General features: G+C 65.7%; 22 protein-coding genes. 5 read left to right on the top strand and 17 right to left on the bottom strand.

Annotated features, from left to right (window positions below):
- Positions 1-31 precede the first annotated feature (31 nt).
- The 4 genes from EUB48_RS21045 to EUB48_RS21030 form a co-directional block, all read right to left on the bottom strand.
- The gene (locus EUB48_RS21045) at positions 32-529 is read right to left on the bottom strand and encodes a glycine zipper family protein (RefSeq protein WP_142820995.1); all 498 of its coding nucleotides are present in this window, start codon (positions 527-529) and stop codon (positions 32-34) included.
- Between the two features lie 80 nt (positions 530-609).
- Complete coding sequence (locus tag EUB48_RS21790) at positions 610-1,146, bottom strand: hypothetical protein (RefSeq protein WP_244618281.1); 537 nt, start codon at positions 1,144-1,146, stop codon at positions 610-612.
- A gap of 152 nt (positions 1,147-1,298) precedes the next feature.
- On the bottom strand, positions 1,299-2,723 hold the full coding sequence (locus EUB48_RS21035; RefSeq protein ID WP_142820994.1) for an FAD-binding oxidoreductase: 1,425 nt from the start codon (positions 2,721-2,723) through the stop codon (positions 1,299-1,301).
- Between the two features lie 144 nt (positions 2,724-2,867).
- On the bottom strand, positions 2,868-3,086 hold the full coding sequence (locus EUB48_RS21030; protein ID WP_142820993.1) for a hypothetical protein: 219 nt from the start codon (positions 3,084-3,086) through the stop codon (positions 2,868-2,870).
- Between the two features lie 200 nt (positions 3,087-3,286).
- Between EUB48_RS21030 and EUB48_RS21025 the strand changes: the two genes are divergently transcribed.
- Entirely contained in the window at positions 3,287-3,865 is a 579-nt protein-coding gene (locus EUB48_RS21025) for a cob(I)yrinic acid a,c-diamide adenosyltransferase (protein WP_142820992.1), read from the top strand.
- 249 nt (positions 3,866-4,114) lie between these two features.
- Here the strand turns inward: EUB48_RS21025 and EUB48_RS21020 are convergent, their stop codons facing one another.
- The 3 genes from EUB48_RS21020 to EUB48_RS21010 all read right to left on the bottom strand — a co-directional run bounded on the left by EUB48_RS21020 (position 4,115) and on the right by EUB48_RS21010 (position 6,428).
- The gene (locus EUB48_RS21020; RefSeq protein ID WP_142820991.1) at positions 4,115-4,537 is read right to left on the bottom strand and encodes a hotdog fold thioesterase; all 423 of its coding nucleotides are present in this window, start codon (positions 4,535-4,537) and stop codon (positions 4,115-4,117) included.
- 10 nt (positions 4,538-4,547) lie between these two features.
- Entirely contained in the window at positions 4,548-5,834 is a 1,287-nt protein-coding gene (locus EUB48_RS21015; protein WP_142820990.1) for a solute carrier family 23 protein, read from the bottom strand.
- A 102-nt stretch (positions 5,835-5,936) separates the two neighbouring features.
- The gene (locus tag EUB48_RS21010; RefSeq protein WP_338052409.1) at positions 5,937-6,428 is read right to left on the bottom strand and encodes a DUF3237 domain-containing protein; all 492 of its coding nucleotides are present in this window, start codon (positions 6,426-6,428) and stop codon (positions 5,937-5,939) included.
- 42 nt (positions 6,429-6,470) lie between these two features.
- Here EUB48_RS21010 and EUB48_RS21005 point away from each other — a divergent pair, with 42 nt between their 5' ends.
- The gene (locus tag EUB48_RS21005) at positions 6,471-8,489 is read left to right on the top strand and encodes an acetoacetate--CoA ligase (protein ID WP_142820988.1); all 2,019 of its coding nucleotides are present in this window, start codon (positions 6,471-6,473) and stop codon (positions 8,487-8,489) included.
- A gap of 21 nt (positions 8,490-8,510) precedes the next feature.
- Here the strand turns inward: EUB48_RS21005 and EUB48_RS21000 are convergent, their stop codons facing one another.
- The 10 genes from EUB48_RS21000 to EUB48_RS20955 all read right to left on the bottom strand — a co-directional run bounded on the left by EUB48_RS21000 (position 8,511) and on the right by EUB48_RS20955 (position 15,883).
- Positions 8,511-9,302: an ABC transporter permease gene (locus tag EUB48_RS21000; protein ID WP_244618280.1), complete on the bottom strand. Its 792-nt coding sequence runs from the start codon at positions 9,300-9,302 to the stop codon at positions 8,511-8,513.
- 43 nt (positions 9,303-9,345) lie between these two features.
- On the bottom strand, positions 9,346-10,563 hold the full coding sequence (locus EUB48_RS20995) for an ABC transporter substrate-binding protein (protein ID WP_142820987.1): 1,218 nt from the start codon (positions 10,561-10,563) through the stop codon (positions 9,346-9,348).
- A gap of 11 nt (positions 10,564-10,574) precedes the next feature.
- Positions 10,575-11,399, bottom strand: coding sequence for an ABC transporter ATP-binding protein (locus EUB48_RS20990; RefSeq protein WP_142820986.1), 825 nt, complete (start codon positions 11,397-11,399; stop codon positions 10,575-10,577).
- A 2-nt stretch (positions 11,400-11,401) separates the two neighbouring features.
- Positions 11,402-11,575, bottom strand: a complete 174-nt coding sequence (locus EUB48_RS20985) for a rubredoxin (RefSeq protein WP_142821423.1) — start codon at positions 11,573-11,575, stop codon at positions 11,402-11,404.
- Positions 11,575-12,693, bottom strand: coding sequence for an acyl-CoA dehydrogenase family protein (locus EUB48_RS20980; RefSeq protein WP_142820985.1), 1,119 nt, complete (start codon positions 12,691-12,693; stop codon positions 11,575-11,577). The genes EUB48_RS20985 and EUB48_RS20980 overlap by 1 nt, the downstream gene beginning before the upstream one ends.
- 107 nt (positions 12,694-12,800) lie before the next feature.
- Positions 12,801-13,343, bottom strand: a complete 543-nt coding sequence (locus tag EUB48_RS20975) for a carboxymuconolactone decarboxylase family protein (RefSeq protein ID WP_142820984.1) — start codon at positions 13,341-13,343, stop codon at positions 12,801-12,803.
- Between the two features lie 81 nt (positions 13,344-13,424).
- Positions 13,425-14,324 (bottom strand): DMT family transporter, encoded by a 900-nt coding sequence (locus EUB48_RS20970; protein ID WP_142820983.1) that lies wholly within the window; start codon positions 14,322-14,324, stop codon positions 13,425-13,427.
- A gap of 14 nt (positions 14,325-14,338) precedes the next feature.
- On the bottom strand, positions 14,339-14,833 hold the full coding sequence (locus EUB48_RS20965) for a BON domain-containing protein (protein WP_142820982.1): 495 nt from the start codon (positions 14,831-14,833) through the stop codon (positions 14,339-14,341).
- Complete coding sequence (locus tag EUB48_RS20960) at positions 14,830-15,267, bottom strand: MarR family winged helix-turn-helix transcriptional regulator (protein WP_244618279.1); 438 nt, start codon at positions 15,265-15,267, stop codon at positions 14,830-14,832. Before EUB48_RS20960 ends, EUB48_RS20965 begins: the two co-directional genes overlap by 4 nt.
- Positions 15,268-15,376: 109 nt before the next feature.
- On the bottom strand, positions 15,377-15,883 hold the full coding sequence (locus EUB48_RS20955) for a flavin reductase family protein (RefSeq protein WP_142820981.1): 507 nt from the start codon (positions 15,881-15,883) through the stop codon (positions 15,377-15,379).
- A 40-nt stretch (positions 15,884-15,923) separates the two neighbouring features.
- On the opposite strand from EUB48_RS20955, the gene EUB48_RS20950 reads away from it, so the two are divergent.
- From EUB48_RS20950 to EUB48_RS20940, 3 genes are read left to right on the top strand one after another with little or no spacing between them, the layout of a single operon-like run.
- The gene (locus EUB48_RS20950) at positions 15,924-16,997 is read left to right on the top strand and encodes a 2,5-dihydroxypyridine 5,6-dioxygenase NicX family protein (protein WP_142820980.1); all 1,074 of its coding nucleotides are present in this window, start codon (positions 15,924-15,926) and stop codon (positions 16,995-16,997) included.
- Positions 16,994-17,863, top strand: coding sequence for an alpha/beta fold hydrolase (locus EUB48_RS20945; protein WP_142820979.1), 870 nt, complete (start codon positions 16,994-16,996; stop codon positions 17,861-17,863). Before EUB48_RS20950 ends, EUB48_RS20945 begins: the two co-directional genes overlap by 4 nt.
- Before the next feature lie 26 nt (positions 17,864-17,889).
- A complete protein-coding gene (locus EUB48_RS20940; protein ID WP_142820978.1) occupies positions 17,890-19,146 on the top strand; it encodes an acyl-CoA dehydrogenase family protein in 1,257 nt (418 codons plus the stop codon).
- Positions 19,147-19,153 lie beyond the last annotated feature (7 nt).

Raw genomic sequence — 19,153 nt, 5'->3', positions numbered from 1 at the left:
GCGGGGGCTGGGCACGTTGCGCCTGTCGGTACTACTGCTGCGGGTACGGCTGCTGGTATTGCGGGCGCTGCTGTTGTGGGTAGTACTGCGGGCGCTGGTATTGCGGCCCGGCCCCAGGCACCTGGTTGCCCCTGGAATACATGCACTGCACGTAGGCGTTGTTGTACTGCGCCTGGATCGAGCCCTGCCCATAAGCGGCAGAGTTCGCGCCGGCGCTGGTCCCGGCGATGGCCCCCACGCCGGCGCCGATGCCCGCGCCCTGGTGATTGCCGATGGCGGCACCCAGCAGCCCGCCGAGCACCACGCCCGTTGCGGCAGCGCCCGCCGTGCCGCGGTTCACCGCCTCGGCCTGGCCGGCCACCTGCGACTGCGCGTACTGCTTGCAGTCGAACTGGTCCTGCTGGAACACCTGGAACGGCTTGTTCGGGCTGGGCAGTACCTGCACGGTCGGACCCATGGGCGGCGAGGCGCAGGCCGCCAGCCATAACAGCGGCGACAGGGCGGTGAGTGAGAGCTTGCCAGTTTGCACGGTAGTCCTTTGATTGACGATAAAAACTAAGATCGATACGGGGCGCTTCAGGTTCCTTCGGGCGCGCCGGTGCCACCTGCTCAATGCGGCGGCGGCTCTACCTGCCGGAACTGCGTGTTGCAGGTCTGGACGTCGGGGAAGTAGCCCTGGGGGTTGTCGCAGTAATACCAGAACTGCGGCGCCGGGGCGATGGGCGCGGGCTGCGGCACGGGCGGCGCGGTGATCACCGCGGGCCCGGGTCCCGCCATCGCCGGATCGACATACTGGATGCCCGAGACCACCAGCGGGTAGGGGTAGACCGGCTGGTCGTAAAAATACCATAGCCCGCCTGTGAACCACCACCAGCCGCAGCGACCGCCGAAGCAGCTGTTGCGCCAGTGTCCGCCGCTCCAGCGGAGCTGCTCGCCGTGGTCGAAACGATGCACGTCACGGCCATGAAACGCATAGCGTTCATGGGCGCCATCACGATGGGCGCCGCCGGTCCCGCGATTGTCATGTGCCGGCTGGGCCCAGGCAGCGCCCACCAGCAGGGCCGTCAGCAACGGCGCAAGCTTTCTACAGGTTCGTCGCGATAAGGCCAGGGACACGGTATTTTCCTTGCGTTGGGTGGCGTTCAAGGGGCCGCGCGGCCGTTGCCGGCCAGCTTCTTGAACTCATCCTAGCAGGCCCGTCTTTACTTTTTGTAAAGCTGGATGGCGCGATCCGCGGCAGTTGTAATGATTGGCATCCGGCTCGTGCCGGCGCGCAGGAAACGGCAAAAACCAAACGCTCAGAGCGTAAAAATCTTGCCCGGGTTCATGATGTTTTTCGGGTCGAGTGCGCGCTTGATGGTGCGCATCATGTCCACCGCGCCGGCGCCGGCCTCGGTCACCAGGAAGCCCATCTTGTGCAGGCCCACGCCGTGCTCGCCGGTGCAGGTGCCCTCCAGGCTCAGCGCGCGCATCACCAGCTTGTGGTTCAGGTCTTCGGCTACCTCGCGCTCTTGCGGGTCGTTCGGGTCCAGCAGGTAGCCGAAGTGGAAGTTGCCATCGCCCACATGGCCGACCAGAAAGTAGGGAATGCCGCTGGCCTCGGCCTCGACCACCGAGTCGAGCAGGCAGTCGGCCAGCCGCGAGATCGGCACGCAGGTGTCGGTGGAGATCGCGCGGCAGCCGGGCCGGGACTGGATCGCGGCAAAGTAGGCGTTGTGCCGCGCCGCCCACAAGCGCGTGCGCTCCTCGGGCGTGGTGGCCCATTCAAACGCGTTGCCGCCGTGTTCACTGGCAATCTCCTGCACGGTTTCGGCCTGTTCCTTGACGCCGGCGGGCGAGCCGTGGAACTCCATCAGCAGCATCGGTTCCTCGCGCAGGCCGAGCTTGCTGTGCGCGTTGACCATGCGCACGGTGTGGTGGTCGATCAGTTCCACCCGCGCGATCGGCACGCCGAGCTGGATTACCTCGATGGTGGTGCGCACCGCCGCCTCGATGCTCGGGAACGAGCAGATCGCGGCCGAGATCGCCTCCGGCAGCGGATACAGCTTGACGGTCACTTCGGTGATCACGCCCAGCGTGCCCTCGGAGCCCACCAGCAGGCGCGTCAGGTCGTAGCCGGCGCTGCTCTTTTTGGCGCGCGTGCCGGTGCGGATCACTTCGCCGCTGGCGGTGACGACTTCCAGCGCCAGCACGTTCTCGCGCATGGTGCCGTAGCGCACGGCGTTGGTGCCGGACGCGCGCGTGGCCGCCATGCCGCCGATCGAGGCGTCGGCGCCCGGGTCGATCGGGAAGAACAGGCCGGTGCTCTTGACCTCCTCGTTGAGCTGCTTGCGCGTCACGCCCGGCTGCATCGTCACGGTCAGGTCGTCGGCGTTGACGGATAGCACGCGGTTCATGCGGTTCACGTCGATGCTGATGCCACCCTGCACCGCGAGCAGATGGCCCTCCAGCGAGGAGCCGACGGCAAACGGAATCACCGGCACCTCGTACTGGCTCGCGAGCTGCACCGCATCGGCCACGTCCTGCGTACTCTCGGCAAAAATCACGGCGGCGGGCGGCGGCGCCTCGAACGACGATTCATCGCGCCCGTGCTGCTCGCGCACCACCAGCGCCGTGGAGCACTGCGCGCCAAAGCGCGCCTGGAGCGCCTCGATCAGCGCAGGCGGCACGGGGCGCAGGTTGATTTCAGGAACCAGGTGGGCGATGGCGGTGGGGGCGTTCATGCAATGTCTCCAAACTGACTTGCCAGTTTAATCCTTGCCGCATATTGCGACGACCCCGGCGCACGAACCCCAAAAGCACAGCGTCCCCGAAGGCGGCCGGGATTGACCACCTCCGGGGACGTGCCAGGCATTAACGGCCCGCGGCTACTTCATGGTCTGGTCATACTCCGACTCCGCGCGCGAGATGAAGCCGTCGTGGCTGGCGCCGGCCTGGATGGGTCCATGCTGCCGGATGGCGTCGTCATCGGTGCGCCCCGACGTGGCGACGGCGAGTAAGGGGTCTGTGCATGCACGGCGGCGGCGCTGCCCAGGGCCCAGGCGGCAATGATCATCACGCTGCGGGCTTCGAAGTTGGGGATGCATCGTCGTTTGGCTTTCATGGAGGGACTCCAGTGAAGTTGAGCAAGACTTCATTGCAACGCAGCGACAGCCATCCGGCCAGCATTCTTGCCCGGTGTTTCGTCCCTCACAAAACAGTTGCCTCAGATACATTTCCCTGCTTCGCGAAACACTTCTAAAGACGGCGCACAATCAACTCGGTACAGCAACGACAAGAGAGCTTCATGGGCAAACGACTGACTCAAATCGCCACGCGCACCGGCGACAACGGCACCACTGGCCTGGGTGACAACACGCGCGTGTCCAAAAACAGCTTGCGCGTACACGCCATGGGCGACGTGGACGAGCTCAACTCCCACATCGGCCTGTTGCTGTGCGAGGACATGCCCGCCGCGGTGCGCACCCTGCTGGTGGAGATCCAGCAGCAGCTGTTCAACCTGGGCGGCGAGCTCAGCATTCCCGGCTACGAACTGCTCAAGCCCGAGGCGCTCCTGGCGCTGGACCAGGCGCTGGCCGGGCACAACAAAGCGCTGCCGCGGCTGCAGGAGTTCATCCTGCCGGCCGGCACGCGCGCCGCCGCGCAGGCCCATGTGTGCCGCACCGTGGCGCGCCGCGCCGAACGCGCGGTGGTCGCGCTGGGCAGTGAAGAAACGTTGAAGGACACGCCGCGCCAGTACCTGAACCGGCTGTCTGATTTGATGTTTGTGCTCGCGCGCGTGCTGAACCGCTATCGCACGGACGGCACGGTGGGCGACGACGTGTACTGGAAGAGCGAGAAGCTGGCCAGGTCGCAAGCAGAGTAGTTATGGCGTCGCTATTGAAACTATAGCCGCTTGTGAAGACTGTGTAAGGGCTACAACCCGGTTTGATTCATAACGACCGCAGCGATGGGCCGCCCCGAGCAGGGTCAGCCCCCTCGGGGCCGGGCCGACGCGTGATGCCTCGGCACGTGCATAGCGAAGGCCCGGCATGGGCTCGTTCCACTGTACAGCTAGCGCGCACGCACGCTGCGCGAGCCCAGCGCCGCCACGCAGTGGCAAGCGTGGGGGCTATTAACGCGGCGCCAGCACCGCCATCGTGATGCGCGACACGCAGGTCAGCTCGCCGGCGGCGTTGGACAGGTCGATCTGCCAGACCTGCGTGGTGCGCCCGATGTGCACCGGACGCGTGACGCCGGTGACCCAGCCGCTGATGGCGCCCTTGAGGTGATTCGCGTTGATGTCCAGCCCGACGGCGCGGTAGCCCTCGGGGCAACAATACGCCGCGCCGCACGAGCCCAGCGTTTCGGCCAGCACCACGCTCACGCCGCCGTGCAACAGCCCGTACGGCTGGCGCGTGTGGGTGTTGACCGGCACGCGCGCGCGGATGAAGTCGTCGCCGACTTCGAGAAATTCGATGCCCAGGTGCTGCACCGCCGTATCGACATGGATGGCGGTGAGTTCTTCGGTCGAGATCGGTTTTTTCCAGATGCGCATGCAACAGCTTTCAGGTTTTGCGATTCAGCAAAGCGTACAGCAGAATCGCACCAAACGTTGCAGTGCCGATGCCGCCCAGCGCGAAGTCGCCGAACTTGAGCGTGAAGTCGCCGGTGCCGATGATCAGCGTGATGGCGGCCACGATCAGGTTCTTGTTCTGCGAAAAATCGACCTGGTTGCTGACCCAGATGCGGGCCCCCGCGATCGTGATCAGGCCGAACACCACGATGCTGACGCCGCCCATCACCGGCAGCGGGATGGCCTGGATGACAGCACCGAACTTCGGTGAAAAACCGAGCACGATGGCGATCAGCGCGGCCGTGACGAACACCGCGGTCGAGTAGATCTTGGTCGCCGCCATCACGCCGATGTTCTCGGCATAAGTGGTCACGCCGGTGCCGCCCACACCGGCGCTGAGCACGGTGGCGATGCCGTCGCCCATGAAGGCGCGGCCCAGGTAGGGGTCCAGGTCCTTGCCGGTCATCGCGGTCACGGCCTTGAGGTGGCCCAGGTTCTCGGCCACCAGGATGATGACCACGGGCACGATCAGCAGCATGGCGTTGGCGCTGAACACCGGCGCGGTGAAGTGGGGCAGGCCGACCCACGCGGCGCTGCCGACACCCGAGAGATCCAGCGGCTTGCCCAGGCCCATGCCGTTGGCAAACACCGCGTAGATCAGGCTCGCCATCACCAGGCCGATCAGGATCAAGAGGCGCTGCACCATGCCGCGCGTGAACACGGCGACCAGCCCCACACTGACGAAGGTGACCGCCTGCATCCACGAGTCGAAGTTGCTGGACGCCATGTTCTTGATTGGCACGCTCGCCAGGTTCAGCCCGATCACGGCCACGACGGCGCCGGTGACGACGGGCGGCATGACGCGCTCGATCCAGCCCGTGCCGATGGCGTGCACGATGGCGCCGATGAGGATGTACACCACGCCGCAGGCGACGATGCCGCCCAGCGCGACCGAGATGTTGGCGTTCGGCCCCTTGCCGGCAAAGCCCGTGGCCGCGATCACCACGCCGATGAAGGCAAAGCTGGACCCCAGGTAGCTCGGCACCTTGCCGTTGGTGATGGCGAAGAAAATCAGCGTGCCGATGCCGCTCATCAGGATCGCGATGTTGGTGTCAAAACCCATCAGGATCGGCGCCAGCACGGTGGCACCGAACATCGCGATCACGTGCTGCACGCCCATCGCGGCGGTCTGCGGCCAGGGCAGCCGCTCGTCGGGGCCGATCACGCCGCCCTGCTGCAGAACCGCCGCATTTTTCTCTGTCCAGTCGAACATTCCCATTCCTCACTCCTCGTTAAAGTGCCGCGATGCTAAGGGCAATGGCCGCGTCGTACAAGCTGCGTCGCAGCAGCCACGCGTCCCGGCAGCGGCACTGATCGCGGTTCAGGCGACGCGGAAGAAACTCATCTCGACACGGTCCGGATAGCGTGCACCGGTGCCCAGGAACAGACTCTCTGTCAGCCATGCCAGCGCCGGCGACGACACCTCGAACGCCGGCACGCAGCGGAAATAAATGGCGGCGGGGTCGACCGGTTCGCCGCGCACCAGTTTTGCGATGTCGTCGGCCGTGCCGCGGCGCAGCGCGTGGTTCTGCACAAAGATGTGCTCGCCGCCAAACTCGGATCCCTCCAGTGCAATCAGGTAGCGTGCATCGAGGTCGGTCGTCGTGCCGGAGACCACCAGCTGGAAATCGGCGCCGCCCGGCAGCACCCGGCCGTGCAGCCGCGGGCCTTTGATGCTGCCGCCCGTGATCGGAATGATGCGGCGCCGGCCGCGGCTGTTCAGTCCGGCCACCTGGCCGGCTTCGATCGGCGCGGCAACCTGCACCGTGAGGTCGGCGATATGTTCGAGTCGGGGTGCTGGCAGTGGTGTCATGGTCATTTTGTCCGATGGGTGCTTCGTGCCATTATGGAGGCCATGAACGAGACAAAAACACCTCCCCACATTCCCCAGATCCGCCTGTACCAGAACTGGCTGCGCGAGCAGCGCGGCCTCATCTTCGAGTCCTACGACGCGCTGTGGCGCTGGTCGGTGAGCGACCTCGAAGCGTTCTGGCAAAGCCTGTGGGATTACTTCGAGCTGCGCTCGCCGACACCGCACAGCGCCGTGCTGGGCAGCAGCAAGATGCCGGGCGCCCAGTGGTTTCCCGGCGCCCAGTCCAACTACGCGCAGCAGGTGTTCCGTCATGCCGATGCGGCGCACGCCGCGGGCATGCCGGCCATCATCAGCCGCAACGAAAAGGGCATGCCGCGCGAGCTGAGCTGGCCCGAGTTGCGCCGCCAGGTCGCCTCGCTGGCGCTGCACCTGAAGGCGATGGGCGTGCAGCCGGGCGACCGCGTGGCGGCGTATCTGCCGAATATTCCCGAGGCCATAATTGCGTTTCTGGCCGTGGTCAGCATCGGCGGTGTGTGGAGCATCTGCGCGCCCGACATGGGCAGCAACGCCGTGCTGGACCGCTTCCGGCAGATCGAACCCAAGGTGCTGATTGCCTGCGACGGTGTGAGCTACGGCGGGCGCGATTTCGACCGCACGGCGGTGGTGGCCGAGCTGCGCGCGGCGCTGCCCACGCTCACGCACGTGGTTGCCTACAACAACCTGTCTGCTACCAATGTAATAGCTGATAGCGAAATGTTCACGCGGGTTACGGCCCGAAATGATGCCGAAGTGGAGGCGTTCGAACCGATGTGGCTGGCGTTCGACCATCCGCTGTGGATCGTCTATTCGAGCGGCACCACAGGCCTGCCCAAGCCCATCGTGCACGGCCACGGCGGCCTGGTGCTGGTGGGGCTGCTGCTGAACGTACTGCACAACGACGTGGGCTGCAGCTATGCGGCCAATTCGTGGGGCGAACGCTTTCACTGGTACAGCACGACGGGCTGGGTCATGTGGAACGCGCAGATGGCCGGCCTGCTGAACGGCACCACGCTGTGCCTGTACGACGGCAGCCCGGGCGGTACCCAGCCGGCGAGTGCCGGCGGCCCGGACTGGACCACGCTGTGGCGCTTCGCGGCCGAAACCGGCGTGACCTTCTTTGGCGCCGGTGCCGCGTTTTACGGCAACTGCATGAAGGCCGGCATCGACCTGCAAGCCTGCGGCGACCTGAGCCGCGTGCGTGCGCTCGGCACCACCGGGTCGCCACTGAGCGAAGACGTGCAGCGCTGGGGCACCGCGCAGTTCCGCAAGCTTGGCGTCCAGAATATCTGGTGGTGCAACATCTCTGGGGGCACCGATTTTGCGGGCGCGTTTATCGGCGGGAATCGCGAACTGCCGCAGGTGCCCGGCGAGATGCAGTGCCGCCAGCTCGGTTGCGCGGTCGAGGCCTGGAACGAGCAGGGCCAGCCGGTCATCGGCGAGGTCGGCGAGCTGGTCTGCACCCAGCCGATTCCGTCCATGCCGTTGTACTTCTGGGGCGACGAGGGCAACCGGCGTTATCTGTCGAGCTACTTCGACACCTACCCGAACGTCTGGCGCCACGGCGACTGGCTCAAGATCGGTGCCAACGGCGGCTGCATCATCTATGGCCGCAGTGACGCCACCATTAACCGCCACGGCCTGCGCATGGGCACCAGCGAGCTGTACAGTGCGGTCGAAGCCTTGAGCGAGGTGCTCGACTCCATGGTGGTGGATCTCGAATACCTGGGCCGCGAGAGCTACATGCCGCTGTTCGTGGTGCTGCGCGCTGGCGTGACGCTGGACGACGCGCTGCGCGCCAAAATCAACAACGCGATCAAGACCGCGCTGAGCCCGCGCTTCGTACCGAACGACATTTTTCAGGTGGCCGAGATCCCGCGCACGCTGTCGGGCAAGAAGCAGGAGCTGCCGATCAAGAAGCTGCTGCTGGGCCAGCCGATCGAGAAGGTGCTGAACCGGGACGCGATGGCGAATCCGGGCTGTCTGGACTGGTATGTGGCATTTGCCGCGCAGCGGCTGGCATAGTGGGGCGCCGGCCGCGCCGCGCTAGGCCTTGCGCGTATGCGACCAGCGCTGGCACAGCTTTTGCGCCAGCCCGTCGAGCGCGAAACCGAGCGCGCCGATCAGCACGATGACCGCCATCAGCTCGGAATAGGCGAGCCGGTCGCGCGTGTCCAGAATGAAGTAGCCCAGGCCCGAGCTCACGCCCAGCATTTCGCACGGAACCAGCACGATCCAGACGATGCCGATGGCCAGCCGCAAGCCGGTCAGGATATGCCCCAGAATGCCGGGCAGCACGATCTTGAACAGCATTTCGCGGCGCGTGGCGGACAGGCTCTTGGCGAGCATCAGCCATTTCGGATCGAGCTGGCGCACACCGGCGGCGGTATTCAGGATGATCGGCCAGACCGCGGCGAAGGTCAGCAGGAAGTAGATCGGGCCGTCACCGATGCCGAACATCATCACCGCGATGGGCATCCATGACAGCGGCGAGATCATGCGCAGGAACTGGAACGCGCTGCTGGTGCTGTTCTCCAGCGCGCGTGAAGTGCCGATCGCCAGGCCGATCGGGATGCCCAGCACGAGCGCCAGCGCCAGGCTGACCAGCACCCGTTTCATGCTGGTGAGGGTGTGCAGCGTCAACTGGTTCTGCACTACGAGTTGGTACAGGCTCTCGAAAGTCTCGCGCGGGCTGAGCAGGCTGGCGAGCGCGCTGCTTTGCTGCAGCCAGTGCGCGCCCAGCCCCCATGCCAGGATCAGCGCCGCCAGGCCACCCAGACTCAGCAGCAGCTGCATGCTGCGAGGGGAGGCGCGGGACAGTTTGAGAATTTTTTCCATGACGGAGGTCCTGATGCGGCGGGGAGGCGAATTCAGCGCCGTTTCAATTCTTCGAAATCGTTTCGCGCCGCGTGAACGAGTTCGGCAGTCCGAAGGCGGACATGCCGCCCAGGTCCGCGATCGCCTTTTTGACAAAACGGTCGTCCACCAGGTCACGCGCGACGAAGGCCGGGTCCAGCGCCTGCAAGAACTCGTTGCGACCGGAGACGATGGTCTGCTTGAGCATCTTCACCAGCTCCTCGGTGTAGCTGGGGAAAGGGTAGGGCTGAAAGTCGATGCGCCTTTCCTTCCAGTCGGCGTGCTCCACCGCCCCCGAAGCCTTGTACCTGGCGGCCAGCTCCTCGTGCGGCGCCATCACCTGGGCCAGCGTCTCGTAAGTGTGCGGCGTGTAGTGGGCGGGATTGTCCTTGGCCAGCATGTGCGCCGCTTCGTCGCGATGGTCCCGAATCCAGGCTTGCGCCTGCACGATGCTGCTTACCACCTTTTGCGACCATTGCGGACGCTGCTCCAGATCACGCTCATGCATGAAGACGACGCAGCAAGCGTGGTCCTTCCAGACGTCGCCGGTAAAGCGCCAGATTTTCCCGACCTTGAGCGTTTCCGCCAGCGCATTGAACGGTTCGGCTACGGTATAGCCGGCGATCTGCTTGGTGCCCAGCGCCGGCAGCATGTCGCCCGGGGACATGACCACCAGCTTGACCTGCTTCGGTCCGGGATTGCCCTCGCTGATGGCTTGCAGGCCCTGGCCTCTGAGCAGGTACTGCAGCACCACGTTATGCACCGAGTACCAGAACGGAATCGCCACCGTTTTGCCGCCCAGGTCGCTCAGCCGGTTGATTTCGGGCAGCACCGTCAGGCTCGATCCTTCCATGTGGTTCCAGGCGACGACCTTGGCGGGCGCCTTGCTGCCATAGCGCGCCCAGATGGTCATCGGCATCAACAGGTGGACCACATTCACCTGCCCGCTTAAAAACGCTTCGGCAATCTGCGCCCAGCTGCGAAACAGGCGCGGCTTCTCGACCTCGAGCCCCTGCGCCTCATACGTCTTGTTGCCGTGCGCAATCAGCAGCGGTGCGGCGTCCGTGACCGGCAGATAGCCGATCCGCACCGGCGCACCCTGCTCGGCGGCCAGCGCGCGGCCGGCGGTTTGCAACAAGGGCAGCGCACCGATGGCGCCAACCGCCGTTGACAGTTTGAGGAATTGGCGGCGACCCTCTGGTGCGGGGGTGCGCGAGGTCGGCGCGGACGGGGTGACTTTCATGGTGCTCTGCTTTAGGAATGAAGGTGATTCGGGGTCGGTATGCCGCGCCGCGCCTGGCGCAGCGCCTGCACGATTTCGACGCGCACGCCGGTCAGTTCGGCCGCGACCTCGTCGCGCGGGTGCGGCAGGTCGATGCGCCACTCGTCAATCAGGCGCCCCGGCGTCAGCCCGATCAGCAGGATTCGGTCGGCCAGAAGCAGGGCCTCGTCGATGTCGTGGGTCACGAGGATCGCCGAAGTCTGGTGCCGCGACGTGATCTGCAGCAGCAGCGCCTGCATCTCGCTGCGCGTGATTTCGTCGAGCGCGCTGAACGGCTCGTCCAGCAACAGGATCTCCGGCTGCCGCGCCAGGCTGCGTGCCAGCGCGGTGCGTTGCGCCATGCCACCGGACAGCTCGGACGGGTAGCGCGTGCGTGCGCGTTGCAGATCGACTTCCGCGATCGCCGCCGCGACCCGCTCCTGCTTTTCGGCGTTGCTGATGCGTGCCTGGTGCGTGAAGTCAAGGCCAAAGCCGACGTTTTCTTCCAGCGTCAGCCAGGGCAGCAGGCTTGGGTCCTGGAACACGAAGCCCAGGCGCGGATGCGGCCCGTGCAGCGGCTCGCCCTTGACATGCACCGTGCCTTTGTCGGGCACCTGCAGTCCGGCCAGCACGCGCAGCAGCGACGACTTGCCGACACCGCTCGGCCCCAGCACGGCGACCACCTCACCTGCCGCCAGCTGCAGCGAAAAGTCGCGCAGCACGGGAGTCACGGACTTGTGCCCGTAGCTCAGCTCGATCTGCTGTGCATCCAGAACGATCGTCTGCTGTAGTGCCGCCGTTGCAGTCGCCGGGGCCATGGTCAATCCGGAACCCGAAAGAAGTCGGCTTTGCCGACGCCGCAATCCGGGCATTCCCAATCGTCCGGAATCGATTCGAAAGGTGTGCCGGCCGGGATGCCGTCCTCCGGCATGCCGACCGTCTCGTCGTAAATGAAGCCGCAGGGGCTGCACATCCATTGCGCCGCTTGTGTCATCACGCCGCCTGTGCCTGCAGTTGCTCCAGATCGTGGATTTCCTTGCGCAAATGCTTCAACGCCGGCGTCACGATGGCGACGAACACCGCTTCGCGCAGCCGGCGCTGCGCCGGATGCCGCATCAGGTAACCCTTGGCGCCCGCGTGCAGGACCGCCGAATTCGCCGCCCGCAGGGTCAATTCGGAGGCGCGCGCGCGCAGCTTCAGCGCCTCGATGATCGGCGCGTGGCCGGTTTGCGCCTGATGCGCCAGCAGCGCCGCGCGGGCTTTCAGCTGGGCCAATTCGGCCGCCAGCTCGCTGCCCTGATCATCCAGGAACGCATTCACGCCGGCGTTGCTGGCGTTGCTTTCACGAATCGTTTTGAGCGAGCCCTCGATCACGCCAAAGCCCATGCCGGCCTGCCCGAGCACAAAGCCGGCCTTGATGCGCGCCATATACGCTTCAAACTGATGCGGATGCGCCAGCACATCGTCGCTGCCAATCTGGACTTCCTTGAAGCGCAGGTTCAGGGTTTGGGTGCCTTCCAGGCCGGAAAATTCCGGGCATGGATGCAGATGCAAGCCCGCTGCGTCGCCGCGCACCGCAAACATCACATAGCCTGCGTTCTCGACGGCGGCTGTGACGATGATCAGGTGATCGGCGCCGACATTCGAGACCCAGGGCAGGTTGCCGCTGACGACATAGCCACCGTCCCTACGCGCCGCATGCAATTGAATTTTTTCGAGTCCGGCCAGGTGCTTGACCGCATTCGACATGCCGGTGCCTGCAAACAGCGTTCCCTGCGCCACGGATTTCAGATAGCGCTCGCGCACCGCCGGATTCGGCGCGTGTTGCAGGTACCACGCGCAGGTCGATTGGCACCAGACCAGAAAGGCAGTGGCACCGCACTCGCTGCCGACCCGCGTCGTCACGTCGATTTGTGTGGCCAGGCCCAGCCCCGAGCCGCCGTGCTCGACCGGTACGCTGGCCCCAAACCCACCCAAAGCGCCCAGGTGCTGCAGGTACTCTGCGGGATACAGGCCTTCCTGGTCGATGGCGCCCACGAGTGGCGCCAGTTCCGTCCTGACTTGCGCGCTCACGGCATCCAGCATCGCAACGGGGACATCCAGCTGACTCATGACAGTCATTCCTTCCAGGGTAAATCAATGAAAATCGAGCTGATGCCGCCGCTCGATCGCGGCCCCGGGACGGGCGTAACGCCGTTGCTCAGGAGAGAAATGCGGGCCTAGGCAAACGCCTGCAGCTCCGGATTGAGGGGGGTTTGTGCCAGGTTGTTGGCGTAGTTGCACAAGGTCGCCAGGCTCACGCCGAGCACCACTTCCAGCACGCTGGCCTGGCTGTAGCCGGCCTTCAAAAACGCGCCCAGTTCGGCGTCCGAGACGCGCCCCTTTTGTTCCAGCACCGCCAGCGTGAACAGCGCCAGCGCGTTCAGCTTGGGGTCGCGCAAGGCTTGCGTGTTGCGCAGCGCCGCAATCACCTCTTCGGGCAGCGCCAGTTTTTTGCGCGCAATGGCCGTGTGACCGGCGACGCAAAAGCCGCAGCCGTTGCGGGCCGCCGCCGTGATCTGGATCACTTCACGCTCGGTAGCCGACAGCCCGTTGCGCGCGTTGATCGCGCTAACCACCTGATAGGTCTCGAGCGCCGTTGGCGCATTCGCCAGTACGCCGAGAAGGTTGGGCAGGAACCCGTTGTTCTTTTCAGCATTGACCAGGCGTTCCCTGGTTTCTGCGGGGGCTGATTCCGCCGTCTGGATGGCGAGGCGACTCATGGAGGGCTCTTCTAAGGAGTTAATGATGTATCTAATATATTGGTTTTGCTTTTAATTCAAAAATAATATAAAGAAATATGCTTATGCCTTTTCAGGCCTGCGGCTCACCAGCACGATTCCCCCCGCCACCAATACCAGGGCCGCTATCAAATTGAGAGTCACCGGCTCCTTCAGCCAGAGCGCGCCAAACAGCAGCGCAAACAGGGGCGTGAGAAACACGAACACCGAGATCTTGGTGGCCGGGTAACGCCCGAGCATCCACATCCAGGCCAGGTAGCTGACGAACGCACCAATCACGGTTTGCACGGCCAGCGAGGTGATGGCGAATGCGCTGAAGTGCCAGACCCAGGGTTCGCCCAGCGCCAGCGACAAAAAGGGCAGCGCCAGCGCGCTGACGGCGACCTGGTAGAACAGCATTTTTTCGGCCGACACCCTGATCAGCGAGGTGGTGCGGATCACCACGGTGGTGAGTCCCCACATCATGCCGGCCGCAAGCCCGAGCAGGTCGCCCAGCCACGTGTCGGGCGTGCCGGCGCCCAGCCCTTCCTCGAAGGCAAAGACCACCGCGGCGAAGGCGCACGCCATGCCGAGCCATTGCGAGGGCCGCATTCTTTCGGCGCGAGCCCAGATCGGCACCAGCGCGGCGACCCAGAACGGCGAGGTGTAAAGGAACACCGTGAGCCGCGATGCGGTGGTGAACTGCAGCCCGATGTAGATGCAGGCGAACTCCGCGGCAAACAGCACCCCTGCCACCAGCCCCGCCTGCAGGGTGCCGTCGCTGCCGAACAGCTTGATGCCGCGCGCCACGCACCACAGCCACAACAGGGCAGTGGCGCCGACGAAACGGATACCGGCCTGAAACACCGGGGGCACCTCGGGCAGCGTGGCCTTGAGCAGCACCTGCTGGAAGCCCCAGAACACGCAGCAGCCGAGCAGCAGGGTAATGGCGAGGGTATCGAGATGTGTTTTGCGTGAGGTCATGAGGGATGAGGGTGTCAGGGTTGGCGCACGTCGTAGCGCGGTTTGCCGCTGGTGCCGACGAGCAGCATGGGCACGACGATTTCGACGTCGGGCACGGCCTGGGCGGCCTGCTGCAGCGCCGTGATCTGCGCCGGCGTCGCCACGCAGCCTTGCAGGAACACCCAGCGCCGCTGGATGGTGACCCAGACACTGCCGGTTTGCACGCCGGGCACGGCAGCCAGCGCGGCCGCGACCGGCGCCGCCAGGCCCTTGTCGTAGAGGTAGGAATTGGGCAGCCGGCACCTGCCGGCCTGATAGCAGCTGGTGCCGCGTTCGGCGCGCCAGTGTTCCACGGCGCGCGCCTCGTCCTGCGTGAGCAGCGGCCCTTCGGGCACCGGACAGGCGCGCAGGCCCGACGAGACCTGAAAAAACGGATCGTCGAACCAGTTCTTCTTCTCGGGCGCGGACTGCGCGTGCGCCAGGCCGACCCAGAAGCCGGTCAGGCAGAGCAGCGCCGGTGCGGCTTTCACACCAGTTTCCCCAGCAGCTTCTTGAGTGCTACGGTCTCGGTAGCGTTCAGTACCCGCAGCGTCTGGGCCTCATGCTGTTTTGCCTTCTCAATCAAAGGCTTGACGACCGCCTGGCCGGCGGCGGTAATGGCCACCAGCGTACGGCGCTGGTCGCCCGGGTCGGCCGCCAGCCGGACCCAGCCCTGCTCGCTCATGCGCTGCACCAGCTTGGTCACGGTGGGCTGCTTGCTCAGCACCTCGAGCGCCAACTGGCTCACCGCCAGCGGCGCGCTGTCGTGCAGCGTGGCCAGCACGCGCCACTCGATCGAGCTCAGGCCCGCCGCGCGCACCTCGCGGTCGAAATCCTTGTACACGGCGTGGTTGGCCTGGCCCAGCAGGTAGCCCAGGTAGCCGTCGACAAAGCGCCGCGCCGTCATGGCTTGAGCGCCGTACACGAAGTGACAAGCGTGGGGGCCATCGGCCGCCGCGAAGGGCCGCCCCGAGCAAGGCCAGCCCCCTCGGGGGGCAGCGCCGTACACGAAGTGACAAGCGTGGGGGCCATGTTTATAAGGGGTGTTCGGTGTAGTACCGGGCACCGTGAAACAGCAGCGGCGAGGCGCCCGCACGGTGCGTGCAATGCTCCACCTCGCCGACGAAAATGACGTGGTCGCCTTCTTCGTAGCGGCTGCGGTTGAAGCACTCGAAGGTGGCCGCCGCGCCCGTCAGCACCGGCGCGCCGCCGACGCCCTCGGTGAAGGTGACGCCGGCCCAGCGGTCGGCGCCCCGGCTCGAAAAACGTTCGGCCAGGATTTTCTGATCGGCGGCGAGGATGTTGATGGCGTAGTGCGAGGCATGGGTCAGTACGGCCATGGCGCCCGCGGTGCGGGCCAGGCTCCACAGCACCAGCGGCGGTTGCAGCGACACCGAATTGAACGAGTTGGCCGTCAGCCCCAACAGCTCGCCCGTGGTGGTGCGCGCGGTAACGATGGTCACGCCGGTGGCGAACATGCTCAGCGAGGCGCGGAATTCACGCTGGGAAAAATTGGGCGGAGAGGCTTTGCGCGGTGCCATGGTTGGAATTTACATGAAAATTCATGAATAATGGATTGCTATGCTGCAACAGCGAACCGAGCCCGCCTGGATCGATGCCTTCGAGGCAGTGCTGCGCCGCTGTGCCTTGCAGAGCGGCGATACCGTGGCCATTCTCTGCGAAAGCCAGAGCCGGCCCGTGCTGCCCGAGCTGGCGCGTCTGGCGGCGGCGCGACTGGGCGCGCGCAGCTTCACCCTCGTGTTGCCCAGCGTCTTTGAGACAAAACAGCCTGTAGCCCGGTCCACGGGTGCGTCTATCGCTATTCAAAACATAGCGCCCGTGATCGCGGCGCTGGCGGGCAGCACGCTGGTGGTGGACTGCACGGTCGAGGGCCTGATGCACGCGCCCGAGCTGCCGGCCATCCTGCAGGGCGTGAGCGGCCGGCAGCCGCGCATCGTCTACGTCAGCAACGAACACCCCGAGGCGCTGGTGCGGCTGCTGCCCGATGAGGCGACCGAGGCGCGGGTCAAAGACCACGTCAAACGCCTGCGCGCCGCGAGCACCATGCGCGTGACCTCTGCCGCGGGCACTGACCTGAGCATCGCGCTGCAGGGCGCGCACGGCAAGGCGGTGGTGGGCGGCAACTGGGGCAGCACCACGCGGCCCGGCACCCTGACGCACTGGCCCGGCGGGCTGGCGCTGGCGTTTCCGGCGGCCGGGAGCGTGAACGGGTGTCTGGTACTGGCCGAGGGTGACGTGAATCTGACCTTCAAGCGCTACATCGAGCGCCCCATCACGCTGACGATCGAGCACGACTACATCGCGAAAATTGAAGGTGCGGGCGTGGATGCCGAGCTGATGCGCAGCTACATCGCGGCCTGGTCTTCCAGGGAGGGCGACCGGGACACGTACGCCGTGAGCCACGTCGGCTACGGCCTGAACCCGGCCGCGCGCTGGGACAGCATGGCGCTGTACGACAAGCGCGACTTCAACGGCACCGAGTTGCGCGCCTTTGCCGGCAATTTCCTCTACAGCACCGGCGCCAACGAAGTGGCGGGGCGCTACACGCAGGGGCATTTCGACCTGCCCATGCGCCACTGCACCGTTGCGCTGGACGGCGCCATCGTGATCGATCAGGGACAGGTGGTGGCATGACTCCAATACCGACCTTCGCCACGCTGGGCGCCGGCCCCACCATCCTCATGCTGCACGGCATCGGCGGCGGCAACCTGGCCTTTGCGCCGCAGGTGGAAACCTTCGCCGCCTCGGGCTACCGGGCCGTGGCCTGGGACATGCCCGGCTATGGCCACAGTGCGCCGATCGAGCCCTACACCTTCAAGGGGCTGGCGCAAAGCTGCATCGCGCTGATCGAAGGCCTGCTTGCCAGCGACGATGAGCGCCGCCGGGCCGCCCCAAGGCGCGAAGGCCCCCTCGGGGGGCAGCAAAGGACACGCAGTGACCAGCGTGGGGGCATTATTCTTTTGGGTCACAGCATGGGCGGCATGGTGGCGCAGGAAGTGGTGGCGCGCCGCCCCGAACTCGTCAACCGGCTGATCCTGTGCGGCACCTCGCCCGCGTTCGGCAAGCCCGATGGCGACTGGCAGCGCGATTTCGTCGCGCAACGCACCGCCCCGCTGGACGCCGGCCAGAGCATGGCCGAGATGGCCGATTCTCTGGTGCCGCAGATGATCGGCCCGGGCTCGCTGCCCGAAGGCGTGAAGCTGGCCACGCATTGCATGGCGCAGGTCAGCCCCGCCACCTACCGGCGCGCGCTGCAGGCGCTGGTCACGTTCGACCGCAAGGCGAACCTGCCGAACATCCATGTGCCCACGCTCTTGGTGGCCGGCGAGTTTGACAAGAACGCGCCGCCCGCCGTGATGAAAAAAATGGCCGGCCAGATTGCCGGCAGCCGCTACGCCGAGCTGGCGGGCGTCGGTCACTTGCAGAACCTCGAAGCCCCCGACGAATTCGATGCGCTGGTGCTCGACTTTCTCGCCAGTTCACATAAAAACCTTCACTAACCCTTATGGGGCGGGAACTGTCAGCTATGAACGTTGTAGCAAGCCTGTCTTTCACACCGGCCGTGGGCGACCTGCCCTTCACCTCGCAACAGTGTGCGCTGCTGACGCTGGCGCACGAACTGGGCCGCGACAAGTTCGCGCCGCGTGCGCCGCAGTGGGACGAATCCGCGACTTTCCCGTTTGCCAATTACGACGACTTGCGCGAGACCGGCCTGCTGGGCCTGTGCATTCCCGAAGCGCATGGCGGCCTGGGCGCGGACTACGCTACCTACATGATGGTGGCGGCCGAGATCGGGCGTTTTTGCGGCGCCACGGCGCTGACCTGGAACATGCACATCTGCTCGACCCTGTGGACCGGCGTGCTGGCCGACGGCATAGCCATGACCGGGGCGCAGCGCGCGGAGCATGTGCGCCGGCGCGACCTGCACTTCGCGCGCGTCGTGAACGAAGGGGCAATCTATGCGCAGCCGTTTTCTGAAGGCTCGGCGGCGGCCGCCGGGCGCGCACCGTTCGGCACCACGGCGCGCAAGGTCGAGGGCGGCTGGCTGATCAACGGCAAAAAAATCTTCGCGAGCCTGTCGGGCGCGGCCGACTACTACGGCGTGCTGTGCACCGAAGACAAAGGGGACCAGCACCCCGACGCGCACGACACGCTGTACATCTCGGTGCCCGCCACGGCCGGGGGTTTTTCCATTAGCGGCGACTGGAACCCGCTGGGCATGCGCGGCACGGTCAGCCGCAACCTCACGTTCAAGGACGTGTTCGTGGGCGACGACGAGCAGCTCATGCCGCGCGGCATTTATTTCAAGGGCGCGCAGACCTGGCCGGCCATGTTCTTCACGCTGTCGCCCACCTACCTGGGCATCGCCAACGCGGCCTACGACTTCACGGTGCGCTACCTGCGCGGCGAGGTGCCCGGCGAGCCGCCCGTGAAGCGCCGCCAGTACCCGACCAAGCAGATCGCCGTGGCGCAGATGCGCATCCAGCTGGAGTCCATGCGCAGCCTGTTCACGCGCGCCATTGCCGAGGCCAAACCGAACCCGAGCAAGGACGAGAAGCTGCGCCTGTACGCCGCGCACTACAGCGTGATGGAAGGCGCCAACGATATCGCGCGTCTCGCGCTGCGCACCTGCGGCGGCCAGAGCATGATGAAGCACCTGCCGCTCGAGCGCCTGTACCGTGACAGCCGCTGCGGCGCGCTGATGCTGCCCTGGACCGCCGAGCTGATCCTCGACCGCATGGGCCGCGAAACCCTGTACGAGGCGGGTGAGCGCGACGAGTGACGGCGCT

Origin of the sequence: Rhodoferax sediminis, from assembly GCF_006970865.1 — a bacterium.
Lineage (GTDB): Bacteria > Pseudomonadota > Gammaproteobacteria > Burkholderiales > Burkholderiaceae_C > Rhodoferax_A > Rhodoferax_A sediminis.
Note: the sequence above shows the minus strand (reverse complement) of the source record. Positions and strands in the feature narration are given on the sequence as shown.

Bases quoted from the DNA above. Each gene is read 5' to 3' on its own strand.
- EUB48_RS21035 (WP_142820994.1), bottom strand. From the start codon at position 2,723: ATGAACGCCCCCACCGCCATCGCCCACCTGGTTCCTGAAATCAACCTG.
- EUB48_RS21030 (WP_142820993.1), bottom strand. From the start codon at position 3,086: ATGCATCCCCAACTTCGAAGCCCGCAGCGTGATGATCATTGCCGCCTG.
- EUB48_RS21025 (WP_142820992.1), top strand. From the start codon at position 3,287: ATGGGCAAACGACTGACTCAAATCGCCACGCGCACCGGCGACAACGGC.
- EUB48_RS21020 (WP_142820991.1), bottom strand. From the start codon at position 4,537: ATGCGCATCTGGAAAAAACCGATCTCGACCGAAGAACTCACCGCCATC.
- EUB48_RS21015 (WP_142820990.1), bottom strand. From the start codon at position 5,834: ATGGGAATGTTCGACTGGACAGAGAAAAATGCGGCGGTTCTGCAGCAG.
- EUB48_RS21010 (WP_338052409.1), bottom strand. From the start codon at position 6,428: ATGACACCACTGCCAGCACCCCGACTCGAACATATCGCCGACCTCACG.
- EUB48_RS21005 (WP_142820988.1), top strand. From the start codon at position 6,471: ATGAACGAGACAAAAACACCTCCCCACATTCCCCAGATCCGCCTGTAC.
- EUB48_RS21000 (WP_244618280.1), bottom strand. From the start codon at position 9,302: ATGGAAAAAATTCTCAAACTGTCCCGCGCCTCCCCTCGCAGCATGCAG.
- EUB48_RS20995 (WP_142820987.1), bottom strand. From the start codon at position 10,563: ATGAAAGTCACCCCGTCCGCGCCGACCTCGCGCACCCCCGCACCAGAG.
- EUB48_RS20990 (WP_142820986.1), bottom strand. From the start codon at position 11,399: ATGGCCCCGGCGACTGCAACGGCGGCACTACAGCAGACGATCGTTCTG.
- EUB48_RS20985 (WP_142821423.1), bottom strand. From the start codon at position 11,575: ATGACACAAGCGGCGCAATGGATGTGCAGCCCCTGCGGCTTCATTTAC.
- EUB48_RS20980 (WP_142820985.1), bottom strand. From the start codon at position 12,693: ATGAGTCAGCTGGATGTCCCCGTTGCGATGCTGGATGCCGTGAGCGCG.
- EUB48_RS20975 (WP_142820984.1), bottom strand. From the start codon at position 13,343: ATGAGTCGCCTCGCCATCCAGACGGCGGAATCAGCCCCCGCAGAAACC.
- EUB48_RS20970 (WP_142820983.1), bottom strand. From the start codon at position 14,324: ATGACCTCACGCAAAACACATCTCGATACCCTCGCCATTACCCTGCTG.
- EUB48_RS20955 (WP_142820981.1), bottom strand. From the start codon at position 15,883: ATGGCACCGCGCAAAGCCTCTCCGCCCAATTTTTCCCAGCGTGAATTC.
- EUB48_RS20950 (WP_142820980.1), top strand. From the start codon at position 15,924: ATGCTGCAACAGCGAACCGAGCCCGCCTGGATCGATGCCTTCGAGGCA.
- EUB48_RS20945 (WP_142820979.1), top strand. From the start codon at position 16,994: ATGACTCCAATACCGACCTTCGCCACGCTGGGCGCCGGCCCCACCATC.
- EUB48_RS20940 (WP_142820978.1), top strand. From the start codon at position 17,890: ATGAACGTTGTAGCAAGCCTGTCTTTCACACCGGCCGTGGGCGACCTG.